Origin of the sequence: Bifidobacterium minimum (assembly GCF_000741645.1) — a bacterium.
Lineage (GTDB): Bacteria > Actinomycetota > Actinomycetes > Actinomycetales > Bifidobacteriaceae > Bifidobacterium > Bifidobacterium minimum.
Window position 1 is genome coordinate 1 of the sequence record NZ_JGZD01000006.1, and the last position, 13851, is coordinate 13851.

Consider the following 13851-nt stretch of genomic DNA (forward strand, 5'->3'; position numbering starts at 1 on the left):
GCTCCATCTCGGTGGCGACGCTTTCGGCCTTGGCCAAGGCGGCCTGACGGGTTTCCGAAGCGAAGATGGCTTTCAGCGCGTCGGCGGCCCACCGGCTGTGACGACGCGAGACCTTCGAGAGGATGTTGCGCATGAAATGCACCATGCACCGCTGGTAGCGCGCCCTGGGCAGCAGTTCGCCGACCGTCGAGACCAAACCGGCGCACCGGTCACCCACCACGAGGCGCACACCCGTCAATCCGCGTGCGATCAGACTGGTGATGAAATTCTGCCAACTGACGGCATCCTCCTTCATGCCCTCCGCCACGCCGACCACCTCCCGGTGCCCGTCCAGCCCGACGCCGATCGCGACCGGCATGCTCACGTTCTCGACCGCCCCGCCCCAGGAACGCTGATGCCACACGCCATCCATGAACACATACGGGTATGGCTGCGACAACGGCCGGGTACGCCACTGATCGATCTGGGAATACACCTTCTTCAGCTGGTCCGACAAGGTCTGCGAAGGCATTCTCTCACCCCACAGCGCCTGGGATATATCATCCACGCGGCGCGTGGAGACACCGGCCAAGTACATCTCAATCAGTGCCTCCTCGACTGATTCCTCGCGCCGCCGATACCGTTCGATGACCGCCGACTCGAAAAGCGCGCCCTTCAACTTCGGCACCTTCACCGAAAGCTTGCCCGCCTTGACCGTCAAGTCACGCCGGTAATGGCCCGCACGATACGCCTTCCTCGTATCCGATCGTTCATAACGTCCCGCCCCCGTAAGATCATCCGCCTCAGCGTCGAGCATCCTGTTGAGGATCTGGGTAACCTTCTGCGTGACCATCCGATCCAGCTCGGTCTCGAACAAGGGTTGATCCACCTGTAAAATGTGCTTGGGCATAGCCCGCACCTGCTTTCCAATCGGTTTTCATATTCAGCGATTGAAAATCGTACACACAGGACGGGCTACGCTCCCACAACCTCAAAACTGCGCAAGAAACCGGACGTTATCGAAGAACCACGGTCGGGAACAATCCACTGCCATTAAGAAACGACAACACGATGACAATCAGGCCGAATAGCAATACCCCCCCCCCGCTGTGAGTCATCGTGCAGAACGGTCGTAACCCCATACATGATCACTTCTGCAACGAAAAAGGCCATCAGGAACCACAATCCGTTGCCCATGATGAAGACGTCGAATAGCTGCGTGCCTACATTGCTGTAGTCATGGGATGAACGAAACGCTCCAGACAGTGCGGGCAGAAGGATCACCGCAATCGGTTTCGCCACAAAATACAGTGAAAAGATGCAATACGGAACGAGAAGCGTCTTGGCCTTGCGAACAAGAAACGCCTTGAAACCACCGCGTCTGCTGAAGGTAAGCCCTCCAAGAAAATAGAACAGCGACATATGGAACAGATAGATCGCAGTAATCAATCCGTCCAACGCCGGCAACCAAACCGCCTGCCCATCACCGTTGGAAAGATGGCCGAAGCTCACCAGAGTGATGCCCAGCCCCTTCGCCACGTCAATCCATTCGACGCGCTTCTTCTGTTCCATTGTTCCCCCTCAAAGAACGGAATACGGTAAAACAACCGGCTCCGAAGAACACTACTCCTCCGCCGTGCTACGGATGAAACATTACCGACGGACGGGAAGAAAAAGGCTTCCCGTGCATTGAGCCCCACACCACCAACGCCAGCGCATAGAACGCGTACGCCTCGAACTGCACGTACAGGTACGCAACCAGCACCAGCCAGCACAGCATCCCACGGCTCCAAGCGCGACGGACAACGACGCCCGCCACGACCATCACGCCGAGCAGCACGGCCATGAGCACGCCGAACTCGGTGACGAAGCTCACGTACCCGCTCATGGTGAACGTGTCGACGGGAGGATTGGCAAGGCCGCTGATCTCGTCGTTGATCAGTCCTCCCCTGGCGTCGTACCATCGTCTGGCTCCCCAATACCCGGCTTTCACCGCCGACGATACGTTCCCCGCGCCCCATCCGAACATCAGATGCCAGAAGTCATGCTTCCACGCCCAGGCCGGTGCCAGCGCATGGAATATCCGGGCGCTCATCGAGCCGTCGCCTTTGAGCAGACCATCACTGACCAGACGATTGAGCCGCGGATCCAGAAACACCGCAGCCACCCCGGCCACGCCCACGGCACTCACACCGGCCACGGCACCGATCGTCGCTCCGCGCCTGCGGAAATTCAGGGACGCGATCAGCCACAGGAACACCGCCACCACCGTGTCGATCACGATCCTCGTCCCCGCACCCATGAGTATCGCCCCTGCAGCAAACACGGGGATGAGCACGGCGAGGCGACGGTCATGCGTCAGCCAGTACACGGGCAGCAGCACGCCGTACAGATGCATGCCGATGTAGCTCGGCTCGGCGAACAGGAACTGCGGGCGCTGCCACGTGTAGTTGCGGTACATCAGACGGGCGAAGAAGTCCTTGATGCCGGTAATCCCCCATCGGATGCCCGCCCACTGCAGCACGCCCACGAGGAACGCGAACGAGTATGCCGCCACCAGCACCGTGACCATCGGACGCCAATCAAGGCGCTTGATGCGCAGCGCAATCTCCAGTGACGCCAGACACGCCAGTCCAAGAACGACGGATCCGATGGACTTCGCTGCCGCCACGGCGTGGAACCCCATGGTCATCCAGCCGTAGACGGACATCAGCGCCAGCAGGACCGGAAGCAGCATGAACGCCGCATACCGGCGGAAGACCCTGCCGAAGACACGCCAGTTCGCCACCGCATACGCCAGAAAGAACCACGGCGACAACGGAGACCAGTACGGCAGCGAAATGCCCGCCACCGTTCCGTCCACCGGCAGGAGGACCAGAGCCAGATAGAACAGCAGATCGGAGACATCTGGGGATGCAGCTGCGGCGGATGCTCCCGCAGGTGCCCGCCGCCGCATAATCGTACGATCCGTTTCAATCCCCACCCTCGCATAATGGCACATGGGGGGACCAACACGGATTATCTGGTCTGAATCATCTCCACCCCTCCAACCGGATCCACGCCGTCGCATCGGCGGGAAGAACCCCCGCATCCTCAAGCGGCACCGATGTGAGCAGGACCTCGCCCTTCGGAAGCGGCACGGCCCCGGATGACAGGTTCGTCACGCTGGCCCAGCCGTTGGAGCGCCGGTAGGCGATCACCCCACCGCGGTGACCATCGGCTCCAGGAGCGTCGTTCGGACCGCAGCCCTCCAGCCATTCAAGCGTCGCGTCCACGGGCATAAGCCGATGCCTCAGTTCCAGGGCCCTGCGGTAGAGCGCCAGCACCGAGGCGGGATCCTTCTCCTCCGCATCCACCGCGTAGTCGGCGAACCAGCGCGGCTGCGGAAGGTGAGGCTCCTCGGCAGGAAGCCCGCGCTGCGACTCCTCCACCCCCGCGCCCGGAACGCGCGTCCTGGGTGAGAAGCCGAAGGATCCGCCATGTCCGAACTCGTCGTCGGCGGAGTCCAGAACCGGTGCGTCGGCCGCGATCCACGGCAGGGGAACGCGGCATCCGTCACGGCCCTTTTCCATCCGATCACGATCGGTATGGAACGCCGTGGGATCCTCCAGGCGATCCCAGGGGAGATCGGCCACCTCGAACAGCCCCAGCTCCTCGCCCTGATACACGTACGCGGAACCGGGAAGCGCCAGCTCCATGAGGATGGCCGCCCTCGCGCGACGCTCCCCCAGGGCCCTGTCCTCGTGATAGGTTCTACCTCCGCGCAGAAGCCAGTCGTGCGCGAGCTGATGATGGGCCGGGGCGTCCACCTGCGGAAGGGCGTACCGGGACGCGTGGCGCGGAACGTCATGGTTGCTCATCACCCATGTGGAGGTCGACCGCGAGCGCCTGGCCGCCTCCAGGCCCTCGTCGATGGCCGTGCGCATGGAGTCGTACGTCCAGTCGGCCTTGGCGAACTCGAAGTTGAACACCTGTCCCAGCTCGTCGTCACCGGCGTAGAGGTACTGGCGTCTGGGGTTGACCCATGCCTCGGCCACGGCGAACGCCGGCGGGTCGTACTGGTTGAACACCCTGCGCCATTCCCGGTAGATCCCGTGCACGGCGTCGCGGTCGTACAGCGGATGGCTGCCGTCATCGGGCAGATCGTCACCACTCACGTTCCAGTCGTCCAGATCGTCGCGGTCGAGGTCCTTCACGAGGGCGTTCGCGACGTCCACGCGGAACCCGTCCGCTCCATGGTCGAGCCAGAAACGCAGTGTGGTGAGGAAGTCCTCGCGCACCTCGGGATTGTTCCAGTTCCAGTCGGGCTGCTCCACCGCGAACAGATGCAGATACCACTGTCCGTCGGGGACCCTTGTCCACGCCGGTCCGCCGAAATGCGACGTCCAGTTCGTGGGAGGCAGCTCGCCGTTCTCTCCGCGTCCGTCGCGGAAGATGTACCGGTCGCGCGCGGCCGAACCGGGCGCCGAGTTCAGGGCCTCACGGAACCACTTGTGACGGTTCGAGGAGTGGTTGGGGACGATGTCCACGACCACGCGGATGCCCGCCTGATGCGCGGCGGAGACGAGATCGTCGAAGTCGCCCATCGTGCCCAGACGGGGATCGACGTCGCGGTAGTCGTCCACGTCATATCCGCCATCGGCGAGCTGGCTGGGATAGAAGGGGCTGAGCCATATCGCATCCACGCCCAGATCATGCAGATAGGGGATCTTCGAGGCAATCCCCGCGATGTCGCCCAGACCGGAGCCCGTGGTGTCCTTGAAGGACCGCGGATAGACCTGATACACCACGGCCTGCTTCCACCACAGCGTTGAGGTGTCCACGCTGGAGGTGCCTACTGCGGATGCACCCGTGCCGATTCCATCGATGCCGGTAGCCGTATCGCTCATATCCATTCCTTCTTTGCGCCGTTGCCTTATGCCGCGTGCCGTGCAAGTTGCCTTATGTTATGCGAATCCAGTATTCATATGACCTTTTCTGAATGATAGCGTTTTCATAATAAGACACAAGCCGACGGAATCACACAATCGGCACCACTGTAGGGGAAAGTTCGCAAAGCCTTCACATGACCTTTCCACATGGGTTTATTAGTTAATCAGCAGTAGTATGTACTGCGCTTCCGACCGGCATCGCGAAGTCCCTAGGCATCGATATGATCAGGGAAGATACTGAGTATGAAAGCGTATGCACGACGCCTGCACATGACCACGACGCCCTGCACATGACACCGCGTGCGCGACACAAGGCTCCGCGACCCCCCAGCGGTCGCGACCCCCATAGTCGTGCGTAGCGGCAAACGACAACACCCACCAGCCGCCAGCCACTCGATCCACGGAGGGACACATGCGCAGAACGACCATCACCGACGTGGCGCGACTCGCCGGAGTGTCTCCGGCCACCGTCTCACGGGCGCTGAGGGGAGGCACGAACGTCACGCCGGCAACTGCCGAGCGCGTCAGACGCGCCGCCGATGAGCTCTCCTTCACGCTGTCGAAGAACGCATCCGCGCTGGCCACGGGACGGGCCATGCGCGTCCGCCTCCTCGTCTCCGGCACGCTCAAGGCATGGTTCAACGCGTCCGTCCTCCAGGGCGCCTACGGCGTCCTGACACCGGCAGGGTATGACGTCATCCCCTCGTTCATCCTCGACAGGACGGAACTGGACCGGTTCTTCGCTCACCTCCCCTCCGACCGGAACATGGACGGGCTGATCGTGGCGTCCTTCCATTTCTCGCAGACGCTGCACGACTCGCTGCATGGGATTCCGGTGGTAGGCGTCAACTCCCCCTCCACCGACGGCTTCGACGCCTCCGTGTCGGCGTCGAACGACACCGGAATCAGGGAGGCAATCGGACTGCTTCGCTCCCTGGGGCACCGCTCCATAGCCTTCGTGGGTGCGACTCCCGGATCCGACCGCTTCTTCAGCACCCAGATGCGATCGATGTGCTTCCCCGCGGCAGCGCGTGACCTCGGATACGACGAGGGCCATCAGGAGACGATCGTCATGGACCCGGGAACGACCGCCACCGACAACACCTTCCTCGCACACGCCATCGCCGGGAGGCTTCTCGCATCCCCGAGGCATCCCACGGGACTCTGCGTGGAAACCGACGAGCTGGCCATACCGCTGCTGTCCGAACTCCGACGTCAGGGAATCCGGGTGCCGGAGGACATGTCGGTTATCGGATTCGACGACGCGCCCGTGGCCCATGCGGCCGGCCTCACCACCATCCATCAGGATCCGGAGGATCTGGGCAGACGCGCGGCGCTTATGCTCCTGCCTCTGCTTTCATCCGGAACGCAGGATGACCCGAACAGCCGAGACGACCAGCAGGATAACCGGAATGACGCCGAGGAAAGGCACCAGACCCTCGACCCCACGGTGACGCTCCGACGCACGACCTCGAAGGCCCCGCGCGAGTAGCCCGTCGCCGCCCAAGTAACCCGTCGTCACCCAGTATTCACCTACTGGCGTCACCCTGGACCCGTTCTCGTGATATGGTCACGCTGGAGGATTTGAAGGGTTTGGGGACCGACAACCGCGGAGGAAGTTCGGCACCCCAGGAAACGGGGGAACGCACATGTCATCGACGAGACCGACGAACGGGAACGGCGATACGGGATCGCCCACGACCTTCTTCGACGGATCATACTTCTGCTCGTCCCGACCCACGCGTCACAGCAGCATATTCACCTATTCCGCTCCGCATTGGAGCTACGTATACAACGCGACGCTTGTGGTGCTCGACGCACTGATGGTTCTGATATCCATGGTCATCATAATGGGCATCCATCCGAGCTCACGTGACTTCATCTCACAGAACCAATTCCCAGGCAACGATGTGCTGGCCATAACCGGGATGCTTGTGACGGTGTGGCTTCTCAGCCTCGCAGGTACCCAGATCTATACACGCCACATGATGGGTGAGGGCTACGAGGTGTACAGCAAGATCATCCTCGCCGGCTTCTACTCGATCATCACACTTTGCACCATCATCTATCTGTTCAAACTGTCCATGCCGCGGCAGATCGTTCTGGCCGTGCCCGCGCTATCCGTGGTTCTCACCCTGATCGAGCGCTGGCTCATGCGGAATTCACTCCAACGCAACAGAGCCCGAGGTGAATACAACTACGCCACCGTGCTCGTCGGATCGCCTGCGGGGATACATCAGGCCATCAAGGAGCTGGATCACAACACCGCGCTCGGATACGCGCCGGTGGCCATATGCCCGGTGGCGAACGCCAATGGCGGATCCCGCGAGAGCATGGCCCAGCACCTCGTCCAAGTACCGTTCACCCCCGCGAACCAGCGAGAGCAAAGCCTCCGCACACTTCCCCTGAATTCCCATCTCCCACAGACGGCAAAGAACCTCGGCGCACGAACCATGCTCATCACCGACGTGATGAGCCGCTATTCGGAGACCATGCGCACGCTATCGCTGGCGATGGAATCCATGGGCATCGAGCTCGCCTTCAGCGCATCCGTCGCCGACATCAATGGAGCCGACATCCACCTGCGCAACAACCCTTCGATGCCGGTGTTCACCGCCCGCCTTCCTCAGTACTCCACACGAACCCGCATCATCAAGCGCGTCATGGACATCATCGGCGCCCTTCTTGCGCTGATCGTCAGCTCACCGGTCATGGCAGTGGTCGCTATCCTCGTCCGTGCCGAGGACGGTGGCCCTGCGATCTACAAGCAACAGCGCATCGGGCTGTACGGAAAGCCGTTCACGTTGTACAAGTTCCGTTCCATGCGTGTGGGCGCGGATAAGATAGTCGGAAAACTCGCCGCCGAGAACGGCATCGAAGGTCGTTTCCTGTTCAAGCTCCACGATGATCCACGAGTCACGAAAATTGGCCGGTTCATCCGCAAGACCTCCCTTGATGAATTCCCGCAATTCATCAATGTTTTGACTGGGACCATGAGCCTGGTTGGCCCGAGGCCGCCGCTGCCCGCGGAGGTGGCCCGATACAATTCGCTCTACTCCACGCGGCTTCTCGTCAAACCGGGGATAACGGGATTATGGCAGGTATCCGGACGCAGCGACCTCAGCAAGGAGGAATCCGAGCGTCTGGACGTCTCGTACGTCGAGCGATGGTCGATCAATGGAGACATCGCCATTCTGCTCAAAACCATAACCGCCGTTCTCAAAGGGACCGGCTCGTACTGAAAACGCGGACACCGAAAACGTTGGCATAACCTCCCGCCACCCCGCTACACCATCACGGCCGTGAATGCAGGTCTTCTCCGTCCTGCATCATGCCGGGACGCGACGTCATGGCGTGGCGTAGAGTGGGTGCTCTATCCCATCGGCACCATCCCGGCGTAAGCCCGGATCACGACGAGCGCCGGGGAAGCGGAGGAAGCGGTACATGAGCGGACGGATACACCAGACCATCGCACGCACGTCACGGCTCTCGCGAAGTCTCACCCGCGATGAGGCCTACAAGAACGGCAGACTCACGCATGCGGGTTTCGTCTCCATCGCCATCCTGACCTTCATCACCTTCATCGGCAACTTCACGCAGCTCCAGCTCAGTGCGGCCCTGCCCACCATCGTCGCCGAATTCGGCATCACCGTCACCACCGGACAATGGCTGACCTCCGTGTTCCAGCTCGTCATGGGCGTGATGGTGCCGCTGACGGCGTTCCTCACACGACGCTTCTCGACACGGCAGATCGTTCTGGCGTCGATGGTGTCGTTCACCGCGGGATCGCTGCTGGCCTGGCTGGGCCCCGGCTTCGAGCTCGTGCTTCTCGGCCGCGTGCTGGAGGCCATCGGCACCGGAGTGATGTGGCCGGTCCTGCAGATCACCATCTTCTCGATCTATCCGATCACCCACCGCGGCGTGGCCATGGGAACGGTCGGCATGGCCATGGCCGTCGCCCCCGCGATAGGCCCGACCATCGGCGGCATGCAGACCGACGCCAACGGATGGCGGTCGATTTTCCTGTCCCTGACCGTGATGGGATTGTTCAGCCTCGCCCTGACGTTCTTCGGTCTGCGCAACTTCGTGGAGAAGGACCGCACGGTGAAGGCCGACTTCTTCTCCGTGGGCCTGTCCATCTTCGGCTTCGGCGGACTAATGTTCGGATTCACCAACATCGAGTCGTATCCGGCTGCCGATCCGCTGGTCTGGGGACCGATCGCCATCGGCGTGATCGGCATCGTCTGGTTCGTTCTGCGTCAGATACGCAACGCCCGCCGGTACCATGCGAAGGAATCCGCCCACGGGGTGGTATCCTCCTCCGGGGACAACGGCTCCGCCCCGGTCACGTCGCGTGCCTCCGGTCGCGCCGCCGAGCCGCCGCTGCTCGACCTCGGCGTCCTGCGCAACCGCAGCTTCACCATCGGCACGATCTGCGCGTCGCTGAGCTTCTTTGCGTTCAGCTCGATCATGGTGATCATTCCCCTGTACATCCAGGACGACCGCGGCTATTCCGCCACCATGAGCGGCCTCATCCTCCTGCCCGGCGCGGCGGGACAATGCATCGCCCAGTTCTTCGGCGGCAAGTTCCTCGACCGGTTCGGCGCGCGCCCGGTGGCTCTTGCCGGCACCGTAACCCTGCTGCTCGGAACCGTGATGATGAGCATGATCGGCACCGACACCTGGATCTGGTGGATATCCATCTGGCAGTTCGTCCGGCAGATCGGCATGGGATTCGTCCTCATGCCCATCACCACCTGGTCGCTCAACTCCCTCGACCCGCAGGACGTGTCCGCGGGATCGGCGGTGACGAACACCGCACGGCAGATATCGGGGGCGGTGGGGGCTCCCGTTCTGGTGATACTGATGGAGACCTTCGCGCGCATAAGGCATGCGGCCTTGGGCGGAGGCGCAGACACGGCCATCATCTCCAGCATCTTCGGAGTGCAGTCGGCGCTGCGGTTCTCCTCCGGAATCGTCGTGGTGATGGTGCTGCTCGTCCTGTTCGGCGTCAAAGGCGAGGGCGCCGGATCGTCGCGCGACATCGCGCGCCGTGCCATCGCGCGGATGCACGTCGTCCATGGACACCATCCGATCGACGATCTGGGCCAACTCCCGCGCACCAATGCCCGGCACTGATCCGGTTATCCGAACGGGCAGCCCAAGCGATTCTCGTGCTCTTCGGTTCATGCGGCATGCCATCCATATGCCATCCATGGACGCGTCCATAACAAACGTCCGCACACGCGTATACGGCAGTGGGGGCCACCGGCAACCCGGCGGCCCCCACATGTGAAGCAGTACGACGTGCGCATGACCAGTCGTGCGCATGACCACATCATGCTCTTGCCGTGACTCATACCCCCGTCATGACGCTGTCAGCCCCGTCATGACGCTGTCACCTTCCGGTCATGCACTCACTTTCCGGTCATGACGCAGTGACGGTGAAGCCCTGCTGCTTGCCGTAATCGATAAGGGACTTCTGGAAGTCCGACATCGCCGTGCTCAGCTTCTCGTCGCCGCGGTAGGCCTTGCCCGCGTAGTCGCCGAAGGTGTTCTGAACCTGGCTCCAGAAGGGCAGGAACTGGAAGTCGCCGATATCCTGGGATGCGGCCTCGGCGAGAACCTTGTTGTACTGCTGCCCGCCGAAATAGGTGGTCAGCTTGTCGTTGCCGGACAGGAACCAGGAGGCCTTCAGCGTGTTCTTGTCCGCGGGGAAGGCGCCGGCGTCGATCCGGGCCTTGATGCCCTTGGAGTCATGGCAGACGTAGTCCATGAACTTCCAGGCGGCATCCTTGTTCTTGGTGCCCTTGATCATGACCAGGGACGATCCGCCGTTTTCGGAGTTCACGTTCTCGCCGCTCTCCCACTGCGGGATCGTGGCAATGCGGAAGTTGCCCGACGCCTTGGGCGCACCGGAGAGAAGATTGTTCGGCATCCACGCGCCGATGATCAGCGAGGCGATGGTCCCGTCTCCCAGACCGCGGTTCCATTCGTCGGACCAGCTGCTGACCTTGGTGTTGACAAGCCCCTCATCGATCATCTTCTGCCAGTAGTTGACGGTCTTCCTGGTGCCCGCGTCGCCGGTGAGGTCGATGCCGATCTTCTCCCCATCGACGGTGAACGGCTTGCCGCCGGCCTGCGCGATCAGGGACATGAAGACGGTGGACTGGTTGTTGTCGCCCGCATCGGAGGTGATGTAGTAGTCACTGCCCAGGGCGTGGATCTTCTTGGCGGCCTCGTAGTATTCCTGCCACGTGGTGGGAACCGAGGTGACGCCGGCCTTGCCGAAGATCGCCTTGTTGTAGAACAGCGCGTTGGGGCCGGAATCCACGGGGAGGCCATAGGTCTTGCCGTTGACCTGGACGCCCTTCCACGTGCCCTCCTGATAGAAGTCGGAGTAGCCCTTCGACAGAAAGGACGGGACGTACTACTGGTTCGGATCACGACTGACCGGCTGGAGCACGAACGACAACATGTATTCGACGGCCGCAAGCTTCGCGGACCATGGTCCGCATGGAGGACCTTCGCCCCGGTCGGGTCCCATACCTTCGACTTGCAGGTCGACGCCGTGATACCGCTCGACGACAACCCCTTCCACAGCGACCGGTTCCTCCTCATCGCCGACCGGTGGATGCAGAGCGATCTCGGCGAGTCGCCGTTGGTCCAGATTCCCGTGTCCATCGGGGACGGACGGGCGTCGGCGGCATGGGAGCCATGCTATGAGGGAGAGCCCAGCCGCTCCTGAGCCGTGTCCGATCATGATTCGCTGGCATCCGTATCCGGCAGAGCCTGTCCCGGGCATCCTCCAAGAACGCGGGTCATGGCCCTTCTCTCCGCGGTGGTCACCGACAGACCGTATTCGCTTTTGACCGCGATCTGCCGCGCCACGTAACGACATCGGTACCCCGTGTTCGACGGCAGCCAGTACGCGGCCGACGCGGATCCCTTGTCCTCGTTGGCGTCTCCGTCGACCGCCATAAGATTGTGCTGATCGTTGCCGAAGCGCCGACGGGTCTGCGAATCCCATCCTCTGGCGCCGGACCTCCAGGCGTTCTCCAACGCGACGACGTGGTCGATCTGGACCATCGACGACGTGCGCGATCCACGCGTGAAGCGGATGGTCGAGCCGGTATAGGGATCCTCGAGGACTCCCCTGCGAACCGTGCATCCATCCGACGGATCGACCCTGACGTCGGTCATGTCACGCGCAAGAACCTCATCGCGCACATCGCATCCGTCGCCGTCGTCGTCGGTGCCACGATAGTCGAACGACGCCCGATCATATCCGCGCCCATCGGGATGGTCATCCACCATCAGGGATTCCATCGTCTCGAACGCCACGCCCACGGCCCGGCGCAATCCCACGTGCTCGCCGACGGGAGCGCTGACCCATGGCAGGGCGAAACCGATGACGACGCCTGCGATCAGCGACCATGCCATCAGGACGGATATGCGACGGACCGCCCGACGAACGATGCCGCGACGCCACGGATCCCGCTGCATGGCATCGGCATACGTCCATCGTCCATCCGCCCGTCGCTCATCCATGAAGCCTCCCCCGACCCCGTCGAACCGCATGGCCCAACCACACGGCACAGTTACATGGCCCAGCTACATGGCCGAACCGTATCCGCCCGTGGACCGCGCAGGTCAAGGGATGCAGTTACATGGCTGAACCGTGCGACCCAACCGTGAATCCAACCGCGAACCCAATCACTGCGGCCATTCGCCCACCACGTAACCAGACGCAGGGAAGCACCGCGTCGAAAACACCTCTCTGTGGTCAACCGTGGCGCGGCGGGGATACGGGCGGCTCCGGAACTCGGGCTCCCGACTCCGACTCAGGCTCCGACTCAGGCTCAGGCGTAGGAGAACGTCAACGGGTCATGGCCGGCGCGCGTGGGACCGTCCAGAGCGTCGATCTCCGCATGTTCCGCCGGCGTGAGCGAGAATCCGAAAAGGTCGAGGTTCTCGCGCTGGCGCTCGGCGTGGACGGATTTGGGAATGATGATCGTGCCGTTCTCGATATGCCACCGCAGGATCACCTGGGCGCAGGACACGCCATGCTCCCGCGCGATGGCGCGTATCAGCCCGTCACCGGCATCCAGATCCGCTCCGCGGGCCATGGGCGAGTAGGCCTCCACCGCTATGCCGCGGGAACGGCAGTATGAAGCCACATCCCTCTGCTGCCAGGTCGGATGGCATTCGATCTGATCAACGCCGGGATACTCGCCGGTCTCGGAGCGCAGACGGTCAAGATGCTCGGGGAGGAAGTTGCACACGCCCAACGACCGAACCCTGCCCTCGTCACGCAGACGGACGAACGCCCTCCATGTCTCGGCCGCCCGCCAATCGAAGGGTGTCGGCCAATGGATCATATACATATCGACGTAATCGAGACCCAGAAGGGCGGTCTGACGGTCGAAGGCGCGAAGCGTGGAGTCGTCCCTGCTCGGTGTCTCTGAGCTTGGTCGTGACCCACAGACCACGGCGACGATCCCCGTGGTCGTATCCGGCCGCCTTGAGCGCACGGCCGATCCCCGCCTCATTGCCGTAGCCGGCGGCACCATCGATATGGCGGTATCCCAACGACAGCGCGGACTCGACCACGGGGGTGGTCTCCCTGTCGCCGACCCGCAGGACGCCCAGACCGATCTGGGGAACGGCGTTGCCGTCCATCAGGTCAATCATCGGAACGTCGGGATCCGTCATAGTGGGATCCATCACAGTGGAATCCGTCATGTCTGCCCATCCTCCCGGGACATCGTCCAGCTTCCGCTGATAACGTCGCAGCGCGTGGCTCCAAACCGATGCTAACCGGCAATGTATCCAACCACAACCGCCATGGGCAAGGACACCGGCAGACACTAGGAACACTCGCAAAAAGCCGACCCACCCCGAAACAGCGTGAAAGGGGGCGGGCCGGCTGGAATCAGTG

General features: G+C 62.4%; 10 protein-coding genes and 1 pseudogene. 4 read left to right on the forward strand and 7 right to left on the reverse strand.

The window, feature by feature from the left end; genetic code table 11:
* The 4 genes from BMIN_RS01370 to BMIN_RS01385 form a co-directional block, all read right to left on the reverse strand.
* A partial coding sequence (locus BMIN_RS01370) for an IS256 family transposase (RefSeq protein ID WP_034886233.1) occupies positions 1-889 on the reverse strand: 889 nt, incomplete at its 3' end.
* Positions 890-1032: 143 nt separating this feature from the next.
* Positions 1033-1551 (reverse strand): acyltransferase family protein, encoded by a 519-nt coding sequence (locus tag BMIN_RS01375; protein ID WP_034886224.1) that lies wholly within the window; start codon positions 1549-1551, stop codon positions 1033-1035.
* 67 nt (positions 1552-1618) lie between these two features.
* The gene (locus tag BMIN_RS01380; protein ID WP_022861878.1) at positions 1619-2935 is read right to left on the reverse strand and encodes a hypothetical protein; all 1317 of its coding nucleotides are present in this window, start codon (positions 2933-2935) and stop codon (positions 1619-1621) included.
* 76 nt (positions 2936-3011) lie between these two features.
* On the reverse strand, positions 3012-4868 hold the full coding sequence (locus BMIN_RS01385) for a glycoside hydrolase family 13 protein (protein ID WP_022861879.1): 1857 nt from the start codon (positions 4866-4868) through the stop codon (positions 3012-3014).
* Between the two features lie 454 nt (positions 4869-5322).
* Here BMIN_RS01385 and BMIN_RS01390 point away from each other — a divergent pair, with 454 nt between their 5' ends.
* From BMIN_RS01390 to BMIN_RS01400, 3 genes are all read left to right on the forward strand, one after another.
* Positions 5323-6402, forward strand: coding sequence for a LacI family DNA-binding transcriptional regulator (locus tag BMIN_RS01390; RefSeq protein ID WP_022861880.1), 1080 nt, complete (start codon positions 5323-5325; stop codon positions 6400-6402).
* 157 nt (positions 6403-6559) lie between these two features.
* Complete coding sequence (locus tag BMIN_RS01395; protein WP_022861881.1) at positions 6560-8152, forward strand: sugar transferase; 1593 nt, start codon at positions 6560-6562, stop codon at positions 8150-8152.
* A 202-nt stretch (positions 8153-8354) separates the two neighbouring features.
* On the forward strand, positions 8355-10049 hold the full coding sequence (locus tag BMIN_RS01400; protein ID WP_022861882.1) for an MDR family MFS transporter: 1695 nt from the start codon (positions 8355-8357) through the stop codon (positions 10047-10049).
* 289 nt (positions 10050-10338) lie between these two features.
* Here the strand turns inward: BMIN_RS01400 and BMIN_RS01405 are convergent, their stop codons facing one another.
* Entirely contained in the window at positions 10339-11325 is a 987-nt protein-coding gene (locus BMIN_RS01405; protein WP_081648097.1) for an extracellular solute-binding protein, read from the reverse strand.
* 156 nt (positions 11326-11481) lie between these two features.
* On the opposite strand from BMIN_RS01405, the gene BMIN_RS08850 reads away from it, so the two are divergent.
* Positions 11482-11658: a hypothetical protein gene (locus BMIN_RS08850; protein WP_238565577.1), complete on the forward strand. Its 177-nt coding sequence runs from the start codon at positions 11482-11484 to the stop codon at positions 11656-11658.
* Between the two features lie 11 nt (positions 11659-11669).
* Here the strand turns inward: BMIN_RS08850 and BMIN_RS01415 are convergent, their stop codons facing one another.
* Both BMIN_RS01415 and BMIN_RS01420 read right to left on the reverse strand, forming a co-directional pair.
* Positions 11670-12416: an HNH endonuclease family protein gene (locus BMIN_RS01415; RefSeq protein WP_026647652.1), complete on the reverse strand. Its 747-nt coding sequence runs from the start codon at positions 12414-12416 to the stop codon at positions 11670-11672.
* A 356-nt stretch (positions 12417-12772) separates the two neighbouring features.
* A pseudogene (locus tag BMIN_RS01420) lies at positions 12773-13655 on the reverse strand (aldo/keto reductase).
* Positions 13656-13851: the final 196 nt, after the last annotated feature.

Excerpts from the sequence above, each read along its gene's own strand:
- BMIN_RS01385 (WP_022861879.1), bottom strand. The coding sequence starts at position 4,868 with ATGAGCGATACGGCTACCGGCATCGATGGAATCGGCACGGGTGCATCC.
- BMIN_RS01395 (WP_022861881.1), top strand. The coding sequence starts at position 6,560 with ATGTCATCGACGAGACCGACGAACGGGAACGGCGATACGGGATCGCCC.
- BMIN_RS01400 (WP_022861882.1), top strand. The coding sequence starts at position 8,355 with ATGAGCGGACGGATACACCAGACCATCGCACGCACGTCACGGCTCTCG.
- BMIN_RS01415 (WP_026647652.1), bottom strand. The coding sequence starts at position 12,416 with ATGCAGCGGGATCCGTGGCGTCGCGGCATCGTTCGTCGGGCGGTCCGT.
- BMIN_RS01390 (WP_022861880.1), top strand. The coding sequence starts at position 5,323 with ATGCGCAGAACGACCATCACCGACGTGGCGCGACTCGCCGGAGTGTCT.
- BMIN_RS01380 (WP_022861878.1), bottom strand. The coding sequence starts at position 2,935 with ATGCGGCGGCGGGCACCTGCGGGAGCATCCGCCGCAGCTGCATCCCCA.
- BMIN_RS01375 (WP_034886224.1), bottom strand. The coding sequence starts at position 1,551 with ATGGAACAGAAGAAGCGCGTCGAATGGATTGACGTGGCGAAGGGGCTG.